The 19,370-nt window shown below is 35.4% G+C and carries 15 protein-coding genes and 1 pseudogene; 14 read left to right on the top strand and 2 right to left on the bottom strand.

All coding sequences use genetic code 11. From position 1 onward, the window contains the following. Positions 1-10: 10 nt before the first annotated feature. The 12 genes and pseudogenes from RRU92_RS08965 to ftsX form a co-directional block, all read left to right on the top strand. Positions 11-430 (top strand): annotated as a pseudogene (locus RRU92_RS08965) (phosphorylcholine transferase LicD); the annotation flags it as partial. Positions 431-474: 44 nt separating this feature from the next. Then, positions 475-1,689 carry a CDP-glycerol glycerophosphotransferase family protein gene (locus tag RRU92_RS08960; RefSeq protein ID WP_315639439.1) on the top strand — a complete coding sequence of 405 codons (1,215 nt, stop codon included), beginning with the start codon at positions 475-477 and terminating at the stop codon, positions 1,687-1,689. After that, the gene (locus RRU92_RS08955) at positions 1,686-2,651 is read left to right on the top strand and encodes a glycosyltransferase (protein WP_315639438.1); all 966 of its coding nucleotides are present in this window, start codon (positions 1,686-1,688) and stop codon (positions 2,649-2,651) included. The genes RRU92_RS08960 and RRU92_RS08955 overlap by 4 nt, the downstream gene beginning before the upstream one ends. Positions 2,652-2,658: 7 nt before the next feature. Further along, on the top strand, positions 2,659-3,762 hold the full coding sequence (locus tag RRU92_RS08950) for a glycosyltransferase (RefSeq protein WP_315639436.1): 1,104 nt from the start codon (positions 2,659-2,661) through the stop codon (positions 3,760-3,762). Positions 3,763-3,774: 12 nt separating this feature from the next. Next, the gene (locus RRU92_RS08945; RefSeq protein WP_248035317.1) at positions 3,775-4,794 is read left to right on the top strand and encodes a sulfotransferase; all 1,020 of its coding nucleotides are present in this window, start codon (positions 3,775-3,777) and stop codon (positions 4,792-4,794) included. A gap of 31 nt (positions 4,795-4,825) precedes the next feature. Continuing rightward, positions 4,826-6,280 carry an O-antigen polysaccharide polymerase Wzy family protein gene (locus RRU92_RS08940; protein ID WP_248035380.1) on the top strand — a complete coding sequence of 485 codons (1,455 nt, stop codon included), beginning with the start codon at positions 4,826-4,828 and terminating at the stop codon, positions 6,278-6,280. Next, positions 6,280-7,317, top strand: coding sequence for a prephenate dehydratase (locus RRU92_RS08935; RefSeq protein WP_248035315.1), 1,038 nt, complete (start codon positions 6,280-6,282; stop codon positions 7,315-7,317). The genes RRU92_RS08940 and RRU92_RS08935 overlap by 1 nt, the downstream gene beginning before the upstream one ends. A gap of 288 nt (positions 7,318-7,605) precedes the next feature. Next, positions 7,606-9,096 carry an oligosaccharide flippase family protein gene (locus RRU92_RS08930; protein ID WP_248035313.1) on the top strand — a complete coding sequence of 497 codons (1,491 nt, stop codon included), beginning with the start codon at positions 7,606-7,608 and terminating at the stop codon, positions 9,094-9,096. Between the two features lie 521 nt (positions 9,097-9,617). Then, complete coding sequence (locus tag RRU92_RS08920) at positions 9,618-9,872, top strand: hypothetical protein (protein ID WP_410530718.1); 255 nt, start codon at positions 9,618-9,620, stop codon at positions 9,870-9,872. Positions 9,873-10,156: 284 nt separating this feature from the next. Further along, positions 10,157-11,252, top strand: a protein-coding gene (prfB, locus tag RRU92_RS08915; RefSeq protein WP_148130293.1) for a peptide chain release factor 2 whose coding sequence is annotated in 2 segments (ribosomal slippage) — positions 10,157-10,228 and positions 10,230-11,252 — 1,095 coding nt in all. Because the reading frame shifts where the segments join, the coding sequence is not laid out codon by codon here. Positions 11,253-11,267: 15 nt separating this feature from the next. Beyond that, the gene (ftsE, locus tag RRU92_RS08910; RefSeq protein ID WP_223338957.1) at positions 11,268-11,960 is read left to right on the top strand and encodes a cell division ATP-binding protein FtsE; all 693 of its coding nucleotides are present in this window, start codon (positions 11,268-11,270) and stop codon (positions 11,958-11,960) included. Then, positions 11,953-12,879, top strand: a complete 927-nt coding sequence (ftsX, locus tag RRU92_RS08905; RefSeq protein WP_000625530.1) for a permease-like cell division protein FtsX — start codon at positions 11,953-11,955, stop codon at positions 12,877-12,879. The genes ftsE and ftsX overlap by 8 nt, the downstream gene beginning before the upstream one ends. Before the next feature lie 110 nt (positions 12,880-12,989). Here ftsX and RRU92_RS08900 read toward each other — a convergent pair whose 3' ends face one another. Continuing rightward, positions 12,990-14,246: an ISL3 family transposase gene (locus tag RRU92_RS08900; RefSeq protein WP_315639098.1), complete on the bottom strand. Its 1,257-nt coding sequence runs from the start codon at positions 14,244-14,246 to the stop codon at positions 12,990-12,992. A gap of 295 nt (positions 14,247-14,541) precedes the next feature. On the opposite strand from RRU92_RS08900, the gene RRU92_RS08895 reads away from it, so the two are divergent. Next, positions 14,542-15,696: an MFS transporter gene (locus RRU92_RS08895; RefSeq protein WP_315639432.1), complete on the top strand. Its 1,155-nt coding sequence runs from the start codon at positions 14,542-14,544 to the stop codon at positions 15,694-15,696. Between the two features lie 239 nt (positions 15,697-15,935). Here the strand turns inward: RRU92_RS08895 and RRU92_RS08890 are convergent, their stop codons facing one another. Then, positions 15,936-16,556, bottom strand: a complete 621-nt coding sequence (locus tag RRU92_RS08890) for a TVP38/TMEM64 family protein (protein ID WP_049503131.1) — start codon at positions 16,554-16,556, stop codon at positions 15,936-15,938. 136 nt (positions 16,557-16,692) lie between these two features. On the opposite strand from RRU92_RS08890, the gene RRU92_RS08885 reads away from it, so the two are divergent. Beyond that, entirely contained in the window at positions 16,693-19,347 is a 2,655-nt protein-coding gene (locus RRU92_RS08885) for a DEAD/DEAH box helicase family protein (protein WP_315639431.1), read from the top strand. Positions 19,348-19,370: the final 23 nt, after the last annotated feature.

The following is a 19,370-nucleotide window of genomic DNA, read 5'->3' as shown; positions in this document are numbered from 1 at the left end:
AGAGAATAAGATGAGTGATTTAAAGGCAATTCAAACTCGTAGCCTAGAGATGGCTGAATATTTTGTCGCCTTTTGTAAAGAACACGGATTGCTCTGTTATTTGTGTGGTGGAGGAGCTATTGGCGCTCTACGAAATAAAGGTTTTATCCCTTGGGATGATGATTTAGACTTCTTTATGCCCCGCAAGGATTATGAAAAATTAGCAGAGCTATGGCCTTGTTATGCGGATGAGCGTTACTTCCTATCAAAAAGTGATAGAGACTTTGTTGACCGCAACCTCTTTATCACTATTCGAGATAAGGCAACAACTTGCATCAAGCCTTACCAACAAGATTTGGACCTCCCACATGGCTTGGCTCTGGATGTTCTTCCCTTGGATTATTTTTCCAAACATCAGATTTTTGCTCTAATAAAAAAGAGAATAAGTTGGAAATTTTCATTAAACTATAAGCACGTATATGAGGAGGTACTAAGATGAGTAGAAATTTTTTTGAAAAATTAAGATTAATTTCTATAAGAGATATTATTTCGCTTATATTTATTTTTCCTATAGCCTATGTTATTTCTCTTTTCTTTAGACGCAAGAATAAGAATCTAATACTAATATGTGAAAGTGAAAAAGAAGCTAGAGATAATGGCTATTGGTTGTTTAAATATATTAGAGAAAATCACCCAGAGGAAAATGTAATATATGTTATTGATTTGAAATCTCCTGATGCTCAAAAAGTCAAAGAGTTAGGAGAATGTATACAGTATTGGTCTTTGAGACACTGGATTTATTATTTAAGTGCAGGAGTAAATGTAAGTACACAAAAAGCGGGAAACCCTAATGCAGCTGTTTTTAATCTTATGGAAGTATATTTAGGATTAAAAACCAATAAAGTATTTTTACAACATGGAATAACAGTTTCAGATGCTAAATGGCTATATTATGAAAATACAAAGATGCGTGGCTTTATATGTGGAGCAGAACAAGAGTACAAGGAAATAGAGGAAAAGTTTGGTTATCCTAGTGGGTATGTAAAATATTTAGGTTTTCCTAGATTTGACAACCTCCATAATAACATTGTAAAAAATAATCAAATTCTTGTAATGCCTACATGGAGAGAATGGTTAAACCTAAATACTAAAGCTAGAACTAGCTTTAATGAAGGCAGTATTTTTACAGAAAGTGAATATTTTAAAAAATGGAATGAGTTTTTATTAAGTAAGGACCTAAAAACTTTTTTAGAAGAAAATGACTTAACGTTAATTTTTTATCCGCATAGAAATATGCAAAATAATTTACAAGAATTTCAAACTTCTTCGGATAATATCATATTGGCAGATTGGAAAAAATATGATATACAAGAATTATTAAAAGAGTCAGCTTTTTTAATTACAGATTACTCAAGTGTATTTATGGACTTTGCTTATATGAGAAAGCCAGTTTTGTTTTATCAATTTGATTATAAAAAATTTAGGGAGGGTCAGTACGAAGAAGGATACTATGATTATAAAGATGGCTTCGGAAAATCAATAGATACCCTAGATGAATTAATATCAGATATTCAAAAACAATTTAATAATAAGTGGATCCTGGAAGATAGATACAAAGAAAAAATTGAAAAGTTTTTTAGAATATACGATGACAGAAATTCTAAAAGAGTATATAGATTTATAAAAGAGATAATAGGAAAAAAAGAATGAAATTAACAATAGGCATACCAGTATATAACGGAGAAAAATATATATCTCGTTGTATAGATTCTATACTCAAAGAGTATGAGAAAGCAAAAGAAAACATAAAGTTAGAATTATTAATAGTAAATGATGGTTCAAAAGATAATAGTAAAACAATATTAAAAGAGTATAGTGAAAAAATATCCCAGATAAAAGTAATAACACAAACCAATTCAGGTTTAGCTCATGTAAGAAGAGTAATTCTAGAAGAAGCTAGTGGAGATTATCTATGGTTTGTTGATGTAGATGATGAGATAGATGAAGGGGCAATAGAATTTATAGCTAATCAAAAACTAGAAGAAGTAAATATATTTGATTATCGAGTAGGATATGAGAATAGTAAACTAGAGACTATAAGTATGGGAATACAAGAAAATACGATACTTATTCCTAATACAGAAAAGAAACTTTTTACTCTTCCAAATGCTGTTTGGCATTATATATATGATTTAGAATTTTTAAGAAAAACTAAAGTAACCTTTAAAAGTGGCTATTTATATGAAGATTTTGAGTTTATGTCAAGACTATGGCCCAATGTAAGTAAAGCAAAATACTTTAATTTTAGCATATACAAATATTATTTAACAGAAGGTTCTATTATGCGTGGTGGCACTGCTATAAATAAAATAAGAGACATAGAAGTTATGTTGAGTAGTGTTGAAGAATACTATGCAGAAAATTATCCAGGAGAATTTAAAGAAGAGTTAGAATATTTTAACTGGTACCATATTTTATACGGAGGATATGCAAATATCTTAAGAATAGATGAAACATCTCCTCTATTAGATGAATATCTAAAAAAAGTTAAAATTAAATATCCAAATTGGATAAAAAATAAATATTTAAAGAGTCAACCTTTAAAGAGAAAAATACTAATGTATTTGATAAAATATAATCAAAGAAAAATAGTGAAAAAACTTTTGAAATAGGTGAGATATGGGTAAAAAGAAAGTCTTGTTTATAACCTGGTCTTTTAGTATGGGGGGCGGAGCTGAAAAAATTTTGGAAAATATTTCCAAAGGATTAAGCGACGAATACGATATTGATATTTTAGAGATAAATCATCATGGTGCTGTAGGGAGTGATGATGAAAATATTAATGTATTAGAACCTGTATTCAAAAATTTAGAAAATGCTAGTCTTTTTAAAAACATTAAATGGAAGTTGTTCTTGTTCTTTCCAAAATTTTTTAGAAATAGAATAACTCGAAAAAAATACGATTATGAGATTGCTTTTAATTATCTTTATCCAGTTTATTTACTTAATGATGATGTGAAAACAATATCGTGGAATCATGGAACAATTTATAATTTGCAAAATCATAAAATATCTAGAATTAGACAAGGTAAAAAACTAAGATCAGTTAACAAAATAATAGCTATTTCAGAAAAAACAGAAGAATCCATCAAAGAAATTTATCCTGAGTATAAGAAAAAAATAGAACTAGTATATAATGGATATGATTTTAATGATATCAATGCTAAATCTCTTGAAAATGCGGAAATTAAATTTGAAGAGGATAGTCTTATCTATATAGGACGAATCGAAGAATCAAAAGGCATAAAGAGACTGTTAGAAGTTTTTAAGAATGTGGTTGAAAGGATTCCCAATAAAAAATTATATCTATTAGGCAAAGGCGATTTAGAGGAATACGTTAATAAATTTATACTTGATAATCAATTAGAGAACAATGTTTTTATGTTGGGCTATGTTAAAAACCCGTATCCATACATAAAAAAATCTTCTTATGTCATTTTATTATCAGAAGCAGAGGGCTTTCCTACTGTTTTAGTCGAAAGTTTAGCTTTGGGAAAGGGATTCATTAGTACACCTGTAGGGGGAACAAATGAACTATATAATTCTCAAAAATGTGGCTTTGTTTCAGACAACAATGAAGAAATCACCAATTATATTGTAGAAGAACTTAGTAAAAATAAGGAAAATAGAATAATTAAGTCGGAAGTGTGTAGAGAACACGTAGATAAATTTTCCTTAGATAAACAAGTTGCTAGTATAAAAAAAATCATTAAAGAATTATAGGATGATAAAAATATGGATAAAATCATAGTTCCTATGAGTTATATGGGAAGTGGATCTTCTGCTGTGACAGATTTATTAAAAGAATATGAAGGAATAAACACAAAAAATTCAGACTTTGAGTATGTATTCTTATATGCACCCGATGGATTATTTGATTTAGAATATAAATTACTATATAATAATAATGCTATAAGAAGCGATGAAGCCATAAAGAATTTTAGAAAACTCATGGAAAAGTTGTATCATTATGATGGTTGGGGAATAGCTGATTATAAAGATAAAATATCGCATAACTTCATGAATGTGGTAGAATCTTATTTGGATTCTATAATAACTAGTAAATATCAGGGGATTTGGTATTATCATCAAAAACCTTCAAAAATTGCCTGGCTTATGAGAGTTATAAAGAGAATTATCTTTAAAAAGACAACAAAGCCAAAACAAGTGCAATTAGAAATGAGTATGGTAGCGTCGGATGATTTCTATGAAAAAAGTAGAAAATTTATTTTGAATGTAATAAAAGAAATTTCGGATAAAGAAGAGTATATAGTCCTAGATCAGCTTTTATTGCCCCATAATCTTAATATAATTGATAATTATAAAATTGAAGAGTTATTTCCAATAATAATTTCTAGAGATCCTCGGGATGTATTTATAATGAATAAATACTTTTGGAAGCCAAGAAATCAAGAGGTGCCATATCCAACCGATGTTAAGGAATTTTGTAATTATTACAAAATGATGAGAGAAAATGAGAAAAAAACAAATACTTTAGCATTACGATTAAATTTTGAGGATTTGGTTTTGAATTATGAGGAAACAAAACAAGATATAGAAAATTTCATCGGTATAGATTCTGTCCATCATAAAGCAAAGTTTGAGTATTTCAACCCAGCTATTTCTGTGAATAATTTACAAGTTTACAATAGAGATGATAAATACAGGGAGGAAGTAGAAATGATAGAGTTAGAATTATCAGAGTACCTATATAATTTTAAGAAACGTATTGTTTCTACTGGGGATGTTTTTTAATTACTGTGTAGAGGAATGAGGTGAGTATTTGATATTAGATTGGAAAAGAGTGTATTATCTAATTACGCTATTTAGCTATGTTATAACTATTTTTTTGGGTATTGCATATATATATAACAATTCGATTATTACGTTATTGATAACTTTAGTTATGCTTATTATAAGTAGTATCCTATACTGTTTTAACAATATAAAGTATTATATAATCCACCTTATTTTTTACATTACAATTTTTCTATTTTTAGTGTCTAGACCAACCATAGATTATTTCAAGCAGGGGTTGATAAATACTTATCAGGAAGATGTCTATAGATTTTCATTTTTGGCTGTTATTGTTTCTATTATTGGATTAACAATAGGAGGTTTATTAATTTCTAAAAAAGAAAACAATAAAAAAGAGGGCTATAAAACTCAAAAATCTATATTATTTATAAATAGTATAAGAAAAGTATCTCTAGCAGTATTTCTAGTTTCATATCCGTTCTATTTAATTAGGTTAATCGAACGGCTAATGTATAGAGTAAATGTATCATATTATGAGTATTATGCAGATTTCAAAAGCGAGCTACCTTATTTTACCTATACATTATCAACGTTTGTAGTTTATGCCATGTGTATCTATTTAGCTACTAAGCCCAACAAACGTCATTCAACAATAGTGTTAGGTATGTTTGTCGTTGGAAATGTGATTAATCTTTTAATAGGAACTAGAAATCCATTTGTATTAAGTTTGATATTTTCTTTTATTTATTATTTTATGAGAAATCAAACAGAAAAAGGGATATGGATAGGTGTAAAAGAAAAAGCTATGTTCTATATAGGTGCTCCTATCATGATGCTTGTTATGGGATTTTTGAATTATGCCCGTGATGGAGCAGGGATTGGGAATATGAGTATTTCTGAACTTTTTTTAGATTTTATCTATAAACAAGGAACTAGCTTTGGTGTTTTAGCAAGGGGATACTTATATGGAAGTAATTTACCAATAAAAGAGTTTAGAAATTATACATTTAGTCCTATAATTGAGTATATCACTAGAGGGAATTTAGGTATTTTATTTGGTGGAACTCCCTTTACTAGTGCTAATAATAGTCTAGAATTAGCTCTTGAAAGTGACAGATACGCTCACAATATTTCGTATATTGTTTTGAAACAGGATTATTTGGCAGGTCATGGCATAGGTGGAAGCTATATAATGGAAATGTATACTGATTATGGAATGCTTGGACTATTTCTGTTGAGTATTCTAATGGGAATAGGTTTCATATTTATGATAAAATCAGCTTATAAATCTGGAGTACTATTATTCGGTATTACGTTATTAATTTTAAATAATCTATTCTTTATGCCGAGAGGAGGCTTTACAGAGAGCTTCTTTAATTTAGTTACATTGCAATATTGGGGAATTATTTTTGTTATCTTTTTTGTAGCAACCCTAATAGAAAGAAAATTAAAATACACAGTTGATAATAAAGGAGATGTATAATGTTTGATAATTATTCGATTGCAGATTTATTTGCAAATATTTATAAGAGAAGAGTATTAAATCTGGTTTCACTAATAGTTTTATTTCTTTGTTTAGCTATTCCATACTCATATAAAGTACTTACAACAAAGTCTGTTGTAAAGGATGCTAGTAATTATTCTAGTTATCTTTCGTATAAAATCATAGCGCCAGAAGATGAAACTAAAACTCCTAATAGTAACACAATTGGAGGATATAGTGATTTCTATGGACGTTTGATTCAAGCCAATTTAAATGGAGCTTATTTGTTCAATGACCAATCAGAATCAGATATGAAAAAAATTGCGTCAGAATTACTGACATCTGAGGTTACACTTAAAAACTCAAATTTTGATTTTTGGAACAAAAAGATAGAAGTAAATTCCTTATTAAATAATGCGGGAATTACAGTAAAAATATTAACACCAAGTAAATTGGCGAATGATATTATTGAACAGAAATTGGATTATTTGATTGATAAATATAAACAGACATACTCTGGGGTCACAATTGAAAAATTGGAGACAGTTTATTCAAAAGAACTTGAAAAAAATGACATAGAATCTGGAGTAAATAAAGTTACTTTATTCATTCGTGTGATTATACTCGGAATTGGAGCTCTGTTTTTAGTAATATTTGTTAACGTAGCAGCGTATATTTTTAATCCAACTATTAATAGAGCTGGAGATTATGAAAAATATGGTGTAGATTTTGTAGTGAAATTAGATAATGTAGCTAATTTTAAAGATGTTATACAATATAAGAATGGAAATAAGAACTTATTAGTGATAGCAACGAATAAAAATGTTTTTGATAAATTTTCTAAGCAATATGCTAAAGCCTTACCAGAAAATATTGTCATTGGAAATTTAAATAACATTAAGTCTGTACTAGATTCTGACAACATTTTATTTGTAGAAGAGTATGGTATAACTAGATATAAAAACTTTGAAGAAAATCTTCAAGTTGTTAAAAATTTAAATAAGAATCTACTAGGTGTAGCTACGTATAGCTTGTAGATTATATCGATTTTGAAGGACAGTATGACATTATATTAGAGTATAGACTCTTTTGCCACTGTAATGAGTCGAAGAAAAATTACCAACTGGAGAGGAAAATCCTTGCCTTCTCCAGTTGAACATACAACAAGTTTTCTAGACATATGTATCTTCCTTCTACTTTAGTGTAAAAGACTTTATAAATTCTGTCTCGTCTAGTATGACCTATTCAATTTTAAGATTTTATCCTAAAAAGCTAGAATATGATATAATACGGGAGAGCATTTTACAGTTAAGAAAGGAAGTGTAATGAAAAATATAAAAGTCAATGCTTTGGCTAGCTTGCTAGTTAATATTCTTAATATCGTCTTTCCGCTGATAACTAATCCTTATTTGACGCGGATTCTAAGTAAATCTAACTACGGATATTTTAATACTGCTAATACATGGGCCAGCTTTGTTATTCCACTCGCTGCCTTTGGAATATATAATTATGGGATTCGAGCTATCAGTAAGGTTAAGGATGATAAGAATAAAATTAATTATGTCTTTTCTAAGTTATTCTATATCTCTGTTTTTACTTCTATCTTTACAACTGGCATCTACTTCACCTTCATCTTCTTGGATACTAGTATTGAGAATCTTAAAGTTCTCTACTATATCTTAGGTACACAAGCGCTATTTCAATTTCTCAATATTGAGTGGATGAATGAAGCCTATGAAAATTATTCCTTCATACTTTACAAGACGTTGATCATTAGAATTACTATGCTAGTTACTATCTTCACATTTGTAAAAACAGCGGATGATATTGTTCCATATGCAATTGTCATGAGTGCAACAACTGTACTGAATTATTTACTTAGTTTTCTTTGGATCAAGAGAGAAGTTTCCTTTGTCAAGATTGGCTTCCTTGAGTTGGTAAAAGCATCTAAACCACTCTTGACCATGCTGTTATTGGCAAATTCCAGCATGCTCTATACTTTGCTTGATAGGTTGTTCATCACCAAGGGACCTGATGAAAACTACGTTTCTTATTATACCATCGCTTCCAACATTGTCATGTTGATTGCCGGTGTTCTGGGTGGAGCTATTAACGTAAGTGTCCCGCGTCTGGGATATTATCTTGGAAAAAAAGATTACAATTCTTATAAGAGCCTTGTAAATCAAGCAGCATCATTATTTTATTTCCTTACAATTCCAACTAGTATTGGAATCATGATTTTAGGTAAGTATGCAACGGTTATCTATTCATCTGAGAAGTATCTTGAAGCTGGTATCGTTACTAGCCTATTCGCTTTTAGGAGCATTATATGGGCAATCGAGTTGATTCTTGGTAGACAAATTATATTCATTAATGACCACGAAAATCGGTTAACTGCTTTTTACTTTATTGGTGGTGGGATCAATATTTTATTTAACTGTCTCTTATATTTCAATAATATTTTCTTACCAGAATATTACATCAGTACTACTATTATTGCAGAAATTATCGTAGTACTACTAGAAATTTATTTTATCAAGAAACATAAATTGCATGATTTGAAAGAAATTTTCTTGACTCTACTACGTTACATTATTGTCTCTCTTGGATTTATTCCTATTTATTTAGTTTTTAAAACGCTTTTCCAGGTTGACTCCTTTACGGTGAATCTTAATATGATATTCATGGTTCTATCGACAATTGTCTCTTGTGGTGTTTATTATTTCGTTATTCTTTTTATAACAAATGATAAAACATTACACTATGCACTTAATCTTGCACTGGCTAAAATTAAAAGATCAACTCACCTATCATAATTGTTATTAACTCAATTCATTCAATACTCTTTTCAACCATTCATCAAGTCTATCAAGGCTTTAAGAATTAAATAAGACAGTAGCTATCCAGAGGCTACTGTCTTATTTTTAACACTTATTAATCTAAAAAAGGTATACTAAAATAACACCTCATCTGGTATTTATTGAAACAAGGTATTGAAATAATGCAGCATTAATAGTTTTATCTATTTTGGGTCGAAGTGTAATCGTAAAGTTTGTTATGCATGATGAGATAATACATTGAACGAATGAAATGATGTGTAGAGGTAATTGAATGTGTCTGGTTGAAGTTATTGCTGATTATCTTTTTCTTTTCTCATAGAAGTTAGCGATATAGCAGAGTTTGGTATGCCTAGCTGAAACAATGTTGTGAATGTACTTGAACATAATTTTCCTGTCATAGTGATTATCTCGTTTTTCAAAAGTAGTGGGATGATGAAAATGAAATAAATTTTCTAGATGTCGATGGCGCTCGTTATTATCTCAATGTAAGTGGTGCTATGGAGACTGGTTGGAAACAACTGAATGGCAATTGGTATTATTTCCAATCAAATGGTTCACTTCTAAGAAATGGAACAACACCTGATGGCTACAAGGTCAATCAAGATGGTATTTGGAGCTTAAATCCTGTAAAAGAGGAAGAAGTTCAGGGAAATCAAGAAGATCCTAAGAAGGATTCTGATAAGCCGGTAGATAAGGAAGAAAAATCAGCAGATGCCCAAGAAACTTCGATTTTGAAGGCAGATAAAGAATAATCTTAGTTGCTTTGCTAGAAAGCTGATTAGGTGCTGCGTTCAGCTCTGTCAGGTATTTCTCTTTTAAAATAGTATTTATATACATCTCAGAGAATCGATCAATGTTTTTAGGATGAGAATATTGATCAGCTTTGGGATGTTTTTTGATTCTTTACCCTCTAAATTGTTGAAAACATTCTCTTAGTCTTCAAATCGAAATATTTTGATAAGAAATTTTAAAAAACACCGATTAGATAAATAAGAAAAATTATGGTATAATAAAACGATACAAAAAAGGAGTATATATGGACATTTCAGAAATCCGTCAAAAAATTGACGCCAATCGTGAAAAATTAGCTTCTTTTAGGGGGTCTCTTTGACCTCGAAGGGTTAGAAGAAGAAATTGCCATTTTGGAAAACAAAATGACAGAACCTGATTTTTGGAACGATAATATTGCGGCCCAAAAAACGTCGCAAGAATTAAACGAACTAAAAAATACCTACAATACCTTCCATACCATGGAAGAGTTGCAGGATGAGGTTGCAATCTTACTAGACTTTTTAGCAGAGGATGAATCTGTCAAGGATGAGTTGGTGGAGAAGTTAGCTGAGCTAGATCAGATGATGACTAGCTACGAGATGACCTTGCTCTTGTCAGAGCCTTATGATCATAATAATGCTATTTTAGAGATTCACCCAGGATCTGGTGGAACAGAAGCCCAAGACTGGGGAGATATGCTCCTTCGTATGTACACTCGTTATGGTAACGCTAAAGGCTTTAAGGTTGAAGTCTTGGACTATCAAGCTGGTGATGAAGCAGGAATTAAGTCGGTGACCTTGTCTTTTGAAGGGCCAAATGCTTATGGACTTCTCAAGTCAGAAATGGGAGTTCACCGTTTGGTACGTATCTCACCATTTGACTCAGCTAAGCGTCGTCACACCTCGTTTACTTCTGTAGAGGTTATGCCAGAGTTGGATGATACTATTGAAGTTGACATCCGAGAAGATGATATCAAGATGGATACTTTCCGCTCGGGTGGAGCAGGTGGACAAAACGTCAACAAGGTTTCAACAGGTGTCCGTTTGACCCACATTCCGACAGGGATTGTCGTTGCATCAACCGTTGACCGTACTCAGTACGGAAACCGTGACCGTGCGATGAAGATGCTTCAGGCAAAACTCTATCAGATGGAGCAGGAAAAGAAAGCTGCTGAAGTAGATGCCCTTAAGGGGGATAAGAAAGAAATCACATGGGGAAGCCAAATCCGTTCCTATGTATTTACCCCTTATACCATGGTGAAGGATCACCGTACCAGTTTTGAAGTTGCGCAGGTAGATAAGGTCATGGATGGAGACTTAGATGGTTTCATCGATGCCTATCTAAAATGGCGTATTAGTTAAAAGAAAGGAAGTCACATGTCGATCATTGAAATGAGAGATGTTGTCAAAAAGTATGACAACGGGACAACAGCCCTACGTGGCGTCTCTGTAAATATTGAACCAGGAGAGTTTGCCTATATCGTAGGTCCTTCAGGTGCAGGTAAGTCAACCTTTATCCGTGCCTTGTATCGTGAGGTTAAAGTTGAAAAAGGAAGTTTGCAGGTTGCCGGTTTTAACCTCGTGAAGATTAAAAAGAAAGATATTCCGCTCCTTCGTCGTAGTGTTGGAGTTGTCTTTCAGGATTACAAACTTTTGCCAAAGAAAACCGTTTATGAGAACATTGCTTACGCAATGGAGGTTGTCGGTGAAAGCCGTCGCAATATCAAAAAACGTGTTATGGAAGTTTTGGATCTTGTTGGTTTAAAACACAAGGTTCGTTCATTCCCTAATGAATTGTCAGGTGGTGAGCAGCAACGTATCGCCATTGCTCGCGCTATCGTAAACAATCCTAAAGTTTTGATTGCGGATGAACCAACAGGTAACTTGGACCCAGATAATTCATGGGAAATCATGAACCTTTTGGAGCGCATCAATCTCCAAGGTACGACTGTTTTGATGGCGACCCACAACAGCCAAATCGTAAATACCTTGCGCCACCGTGTCATTGCCATCGAGAATGGTCGTGTGGTTCGTGACGAAGCGAAAGGAGAGTACGGATACGATGATTAGTAGATTTTTCCGCCACCTATTCGAAGCTTTAAAGAGTTTAAAGCGTAATGGGTGGATGACCATTGCTGCTGTCAGTTCAGTAATGATTACCTTGACCTTGGTTGCTATTTTTGCCTCAGTTATCTTTAATACTGCAAAATTGGCAACGGATATCGAAAACAACGTACGTGTCATGGTTTATGTCCGTAAAGACGTTGAAGACAATAGTGAAACCATCGTCAAAGAAGGCCAAACAGTTACAAACAATGATTATCACAAGGTTTATGATGCCCTCAAGGCTATGCCAGCTGTTAAAAATGTAACCTTCTCAAGTAAAGAAGAGCAGTACCAAAAGCTGACTGAAACCATGGGTGACGAGTGGAAGGTTTTTGAAGGAGATGCCAATCCTCTTCATGATGCCTACATAGTAGATACCAATTCACCAAGTGATGTGAAACCAGTCGCTGAAGAAGCTAAGAAAATCGAAGGAGTTTCTGAGGTTCAAGACGGTGGTGCCAATACGGAGCGTCTCTTCAAGTTGGCTTCCTTCATCCGAGTTTGGGGATTGTTCATTGCAGGACTCTTGATTTTCATCGCGGTCTTCTTGATCTCAAATACCATTCGTATCACAATCATTTCACGTAGTCGTGAAATCCAAATCATGCGTTTGGTTGGTGCTAAAAACAGCTACATCCGTGGCCCATTCTTGTTAGAAGGTGCCTTTATTGGTTTGTTGGGAGCAGCTCTTCCATCAGTTTTGGTTTACTTTATCTATAACCGAGTATTCCAATCTGTCAACCCATCCTTGGTTGGACAAAACCTATCCTTGATTACCCCAGATACCTTTATTCCATTGATGATTGGTCTTTTGTTCCTCATCGGAATCTGTATCGGTTCACTTGGTTCAGGAATCTCAATGCGTCGATTCTTGAAAATCTAAGTAAGATAGTTTACTAAAATCTATAAAAGTAGGATACCATCAAGGCTTCGCCGAGTCGGATGGTCCTACTTTTTATGGCTCTTTGTCAACTGTAGTGGGTTGAATAAAAACTAACATCTGGAGAGGACAATTGATGTCCTCTTCATTTTTATATTCAGAGCGATGAAAATTCGTTTCTTAAAGTTGTCAAAGTTCCGAAATCCAAAGGCATTTCGTTTGATAAGTTTAACGAGATTATTGGTCGCTTCCAATTTGGCGTTGGAATAGGGTAGTTGAAGGGCGTTGACAATTTTCTCTTTGTCCTTGAGAAATGTCTTAAAGACAGTCTGAAAAAGAGGATGAACCTGTTTAAGATTGTCCTCAATGAGTCCGAAAAATTTGTCTGGCTCCTTGTTCTGAAAGTGAAAAAGCAAGAGCTGATAGAGATTATAGTGGTGTCTCAAGTCTTCTGAATAGCTCAAAAGCTTGTCTAGAATCTCCTTATTTGTTAAGTGCATGCGAAAAGTAGGGCGATAAAAACGTTTATCACTTAGTTTACGACTATCCTGTTGAATGAGCTTCCAGTAGCGCTTGATAGCTTTGTATTCATGGGATTTTCTATCAAATTGATTCATGATTTGAACACGGACACGACTCATAGCACGGCTAAGATGTTGCACAATGTGAAAACGATCTAGAACGATTTTAGCATAAGGAAAAAGCTGTTTAGCCAAGTTATAGTAAGGACTAAACATATCCATAGTAATGATTTTCACCTGACAGCGAACCGCTCTATCGTAGCGAAGAAAGTGATTGCGGATGATAGCTTGTGTTCTGCCTTCAAGAACAGTGATGATGTTGAGATTATCAAAATCTTGTGCAATGAAACTCATTTTTCCCTTAGTGAAGGCATACTCGTCCCAGGACATAATCTCAGGAAGACGAGAAAAATCATGCTTAAAGTGGAAATCATTGAGCTTTCGAATGACAGTTGAAGTTGAAATGGATAGCTGATGGGCAATATCAGTCATAGAAGTCTTTTCAATTAACTTTTGCGCAATTTTTTGGTTGATAATACGAGGAATTTGATGATTCTTCTTGACGATAGAAGTCTCAGCGACCATCATTTTCGAGCAATGATAGCACTTGAATCGACGCTTTCTAAGGAGGATTCTAGTAGGCATACCAGTTGTTTCAAGATAAGGAATTTTCGACGGTTTTTGAAAGTCATATTTTTTCATTTGACTTCCACAATCAGGACAAGATAGAGCATCGTAGTCCAGTTTGGCGATGATTTCCTTGTGTGTATCCATATTGATGATATCTACAATCTTGATGTTTGGGTCTTTAATATCAAGGAGTTTTGTGATAAAATGTAATTGTTCCATATGAATCTTTCTAATGAGTTGTTTTGTCGCTTTTCATTATAGGTCATATGGGACTTTTTTTCTACAACAAAATAGGCTCCATAATATCTATAGGGGATTTACCCACTACAAATATTATAGAGCCCTTTTTATGTTGAACTTATAAAGCAGTTGCTTGCCAATTTTTGGGAAACAGTGTATGATAGGAAAGGACCTTTTTGCTAAAAGAGTTATAGGGACTAGATGAAAGATATCTTTTATCTCTAGAGTAATATCTAGCTCTTTTGACTTAACATAAATAATGAATGAGGATAAAATGAAACAATTTTTGGAAAAAGTGAGTATACTTTCCCTGTCGTTAGTATTGATCACATCATTTTCAATATCAAGTGCCCTACCAGCCATGTTTGACTATTATCAGGGCTACTCGACAGGTCAGGTCGAGCTCTTGGTCAGCCTTCCATCCTTTGGGATTATGGCCATGCTCCTTTTAAATGGAGTTTTAGAACGGATTTTTCCTGAACGTCTCCAGTTGACTTTGGGACTTTTGATTTTATCAATCAGTGGAACAGCTCCCTTCTGGTATCAAGGATACTACTTTGTCTTTGCCACTCGTCTTCTTTTTGGAATTGGTGTGGGGATGCTAAACGCCAAGGCCATCTCGATCATCAGTGAACGGTATCATGGCAAGACTCGTATCCAGATGCTCGGTTTTCGTGGATCAGCTGAGGTGGTGGGAGCCTCTATCTTGACCTTGACAGTCGGTCAGCTTTTGGCCTTTGGCTGGACCGCAACCTTCCTAGCCTACGCTGCAGGTCTAGTGGTTCTTGTACTCTTCCTTCTCTTTGTCCCTTATAACAAAGAAGAAGTTCATGAGTCCAAGCAAAAGACAGAAGAAGTAGCGAAACTAACTCGCTCCATGCTACAGCTGATTTTCTTCCTAGCTGTCGGAGCTGCAGTCATTGTATGTACCAATACAGCTATTACCTTCCGTATTCCTAGTCTCATGATTGAGGCAGGCTTTGGAGATGCTCAATTGTCTAGTCTGGTACTCAGTGCCATGCAGTTGATTGGGATTCTGGCGGGTATTAGCTTTTCTTTCCTCATCTCCACCTTTAAGGAAAAATTGTTATTGGTTGCGGGTGTAACCTTTGGTATTGGGCAAATCATCATTGCTCTTTCACCTTCTCTTTGGGTAGTCGTTGCAGGTTCTGTCTTAGGAGGATTTGCCTATAGCATTGCCCTTACGACAGTCTTTCAGTTAATTTCTGAGAGAATCCCAGCAAAGCTCCTCAACAAAGCAACTTCTTATGCTGTTTTGGGATGTAGTTTTGGTGCCTCCTTAACACCTTTTGTTCTTTCAGGAATTGGCTTAGTAACAACGAATGGTCGAATGACCTTTATCATTCTAGGAGCATGGATGATTGCGACATCAGTCCTTGTTTCTCTCCTATTGAAAAAAGAAGGTTAACAAAAAGAGGCTGGGCAAAAAGTTTTTATAATCAGAAAACGCATACTATCAGGTATTGAAAAACCTTGATACTATGCGTTTTATTTTTTTCATTTTCTGATAATACTCTTCGAAAATCAAATTCAAACTGCGTCAACGTCGCCTTGCCGTACTCAAGTACAGCCTGCGGCTAGTTTCCTAGTTTGCTCTTTGATTTTCATTGAGTATAAAATTGAGTTTTTGATCAACTTTTTTAGTGATCAGGCGAACATTTGCCAAAAGTAATCAATGATATAAGTCAAACCATAAGTATAAACAACCAGGGTAAAGGGCTTGGTAAGGATGATAATGGTCATGTAACGTTTGAAGCTCATCTTGGTCAAAGCAGCCAACATACAGAGAAAGTCCGCTGGACTAACCGGCCAAATCATCATAAAGATAAAGAATCGATCAAAGCGATTGCCCTTGTCTAGCCAACCGATGTACTTATCATAGGTACGCTTGCTGACGACAGACTGAACAAAGGGTGCTCCGTAGAGGCGAACCAGGTAAAAGATAATGGCGCAACCAATAACGATTCCAATATAGTTATAAATAGTTCCAATAATGTGACCGTAGATAAAGACACCTGCAACGGATGTCAGAGCACCTGGAATGATAGGAACAACCGTCTGCAATATCTGTAAAAAGATAAAGAGTGGTGGCCCCCAGATACCGGCCTGTTGGATAAAGGCAGATAGGGTTTCCTTGGAATGCAAGACTCCAGCCTGATAGGCCCAGATACAGAAAATCAAAGTACCAACTCCACCGATGATGGAAGAAATATTAATTGCTTGCTGTAGAAGGGGAGAAACAGCTTTCATTTCTTTATCGTGTGACATGTAAACTCCTCTTGAGTAGTATAATTCTACTATACCATATTTTGAGGAGAAAGACTATATGGGGTACTTCATGTGACTTTGCTTCAAGTATGGTAAAATGGGAATAAGAAAATGGCAGCTTAGAATGAGGAAAATCATGTTAGGATTGAAGTTTAATGGCACTTGGCGCAACTACCAAAGACAGGTCTTGGATAACTTTCAGGAATATCAAGCAGATGGCCATGTCCACTTGGTGGCAGCACCAGGTTCTGGGAAAACAACCATTGGTATCGAGTTGATTGCCCGCTTTGATAAGCCAGCTCTGGTTTTGGTGCCGACTGTTACCATTCGGGAACAATGGGTAGATAGGATTCGCCAGGCCTTTTTAGAGGATGGGGACCAGATCACAAGTCTCGTGTCTCAAAATCTCAAGGACATGAAGCAAATTACCATTGCCACCTACCAAGCCTTTCACAGTGCTATACAACAAGTACTATCTCAGGAAGATAATGGCGAAGTTGAGGACTTTGTCGGCTTTGACCTGCTTGCCAGCCTCAAGGAAAGGGGCGTTGAAACCCTCTGTCTGGACGAATGCCATCACTTGAGAAATGAATGGTGGAAAAGCCTAGAAGATTTCCGTAAAAATTACCAACAACTGCAAGTTATCTCTCTCACTGCAACACCGCCTTATGACAGTGAGCCAGAACTCTGGGAACGCTATCTCCAGATGTGTGGCGAGATTGACCAAGAAATCACGGTGCCAGAACTGGTCAAGGAAGATACCCTCTGCCCACACCAGGACTTTGTCTATATCTGTTTTCCGACCAAGGAAGAAGACAAGCGCCTGGAAGAATTTGAGGACACCAAGTGGAAGTATGTCAGCCAATTAGTGGTTGATCCTGATTTTCAGACGCTCATTAGGTCTTCCAAGGTTCTCAAAGGAGAAATCTCTGCGGATATGCTCCTTGAAGATCCCAAGTATCTCTCAGCCCTCCTCATTTATCTACAGGCTCAAAAGCTAGAAATTCCTAAGCACTTACGAGATTTACTGGGGGCGGAAGGCTTGCCTGCTCTTAATTACTACTGGCTAGAAGTTCTCTTGCAAGGCCTTCTCTATCAGACACCCGACTGGTATGAGGATCCACAGGAGACAAAGAAAAAGATAGAAGCTGAGTTGAAATCAAGAGGATTGATTGAAAAACGTCAGGTCTTTTTGGTCAAATCCAAGGTCAATGACCAAATCCTCAATCAATCTCTAGGAAAACTGGCTGGCATCGCATCTATCTTTGAAACCGAGTATGCTAGTCTAGGTCAGGACTTGAGACAGTTAGTCTTGGCGGACTATATCCGCAAGGATTTTGCTAGTTATCTGGGAGATGACCAAGCGCCAATCACGCAATTAGGTGTCCTCCCTTACTTTGAAACTATTCGCCGCAGTGCACAAAAACAAGGTCTTTCTGTCCCAATAGCAGTCCTTTCAGGTAGTGTCGTTATCATACCGGCCAGTGTCAAGGAAGAACTCGAAGAACTCATCCCAAATACCAACTTGACCTTCTCAGCCATCGGAAAACTCGATCAAGGCGCCTATCTCCAAGTAGGATTTCCATCTAGCTTTAAGGGGATGGTCGCTGCAGTGACCGAGCTCTTCCAACGTGGTTCTATCCAGGTCTTGGTCGGAACCAAGTCTCTCTTGGGAGAAGGATGGGATGCGCCTTGTGTCAACTCTCTCATCCTAGGAAGTTTTGTCGGAAGCTTTATGCTTAGTAATCAGATGCGGGGCCGTGCTATCCGTATCTGGCCAGGACATCCAGATAAGACCAGCAATATCTGGCACCTAGTAGCCATCAAACCCTATACAAAAAATCTTTTCTTGAGGGAAAAGGAAAATGAAGAGGAAGTAGATAAGGATAATCCCTATCAAGATTTACTCAGTCTAACTCGTCGGATGGAGCACTTTCTAGGTTTATCCTATAAGGAGGATACCATCGAGACAGGGCTGGATCGCTTGGACTTCCCAAAACCTCCTTTTAAGAAAAGTAAGATTAAAGCCTATAATCAGAAAATCAAGGAATTGTCCAAGGACCGTAGCTCCCTTCGCAAAAAATGGCAGGAGGCGTTAGTAGTTGCGGATAAACTAGAGATTGTCAATGAGGTAGCAACCGATCGCAAGCAAATCCCTCTCTTGACACTGGTTGATGCTGAAAAGTGGGTTCGCTATTCTTTCTTATTGATTGCAGTTAATCTCCTCCTCTATCTTTTTAAAACAAATGGTATTCGTCTTGCTTGGTTAACGACTATTAGTCTTGTTTTGCTTACTATTGCTTTGGTCCGTTATTTCTTTTACAAGAGTCCTTATGTACGCCTACGTCAGGTGGGTGAAGGTATTCGTAATGCCATGCTAAAGATGGGGCATCTTTCTGATGATCGGTCGCGCGTGCAGGTGGAAGAAGATAAGGATAGCTATTGCGTTTTTGCCTATCTAAAAGGTGGCAGTATGCGAGATAAGGAGCTCTTCTCTCAGACCTTGGGCGAATTCTTTGCTCCCGTGGACAATCAACGCTACCTCTTAGTAGCAAAAAAAGCACCAGAAGGTCAATCCAAGTATTTTGTAGTTCCTAGCCTCTTTGAAAAGCGCAAGGAAGAAGCTCAGCTCTTTCTAGACGCAATCGCACCTCAGCTAGGTGATTACCAGTTAGTCTACACCCGCAACGAAGCAGGCAGAAAAGTCTTACTCGAAGCCCGACTCAAATCCCTAGCCAACAAAAATGACCGCATCATAACTAAGAAAAAGGTAAAAAGTGCGTTGAAGTAGGGAGGGAGCGGAAGTTTTTCTGA

The sequence above is a fragment of the Streptococcus sp. DTU_2020_1001019_1_SI_AUS_MUR_006 genome, from assembly GCF_032340315.1.
Lineage (GTDB): Bacteria > Bacillota > Bacilli > Lactobacillales > Streptococcaceae > Streptococcus.
The sequence above is the reverse complement of the archived record's forward strand: the minus strand, read 5'-3'. Positions and strand labels throughout refer to the sequence as shown.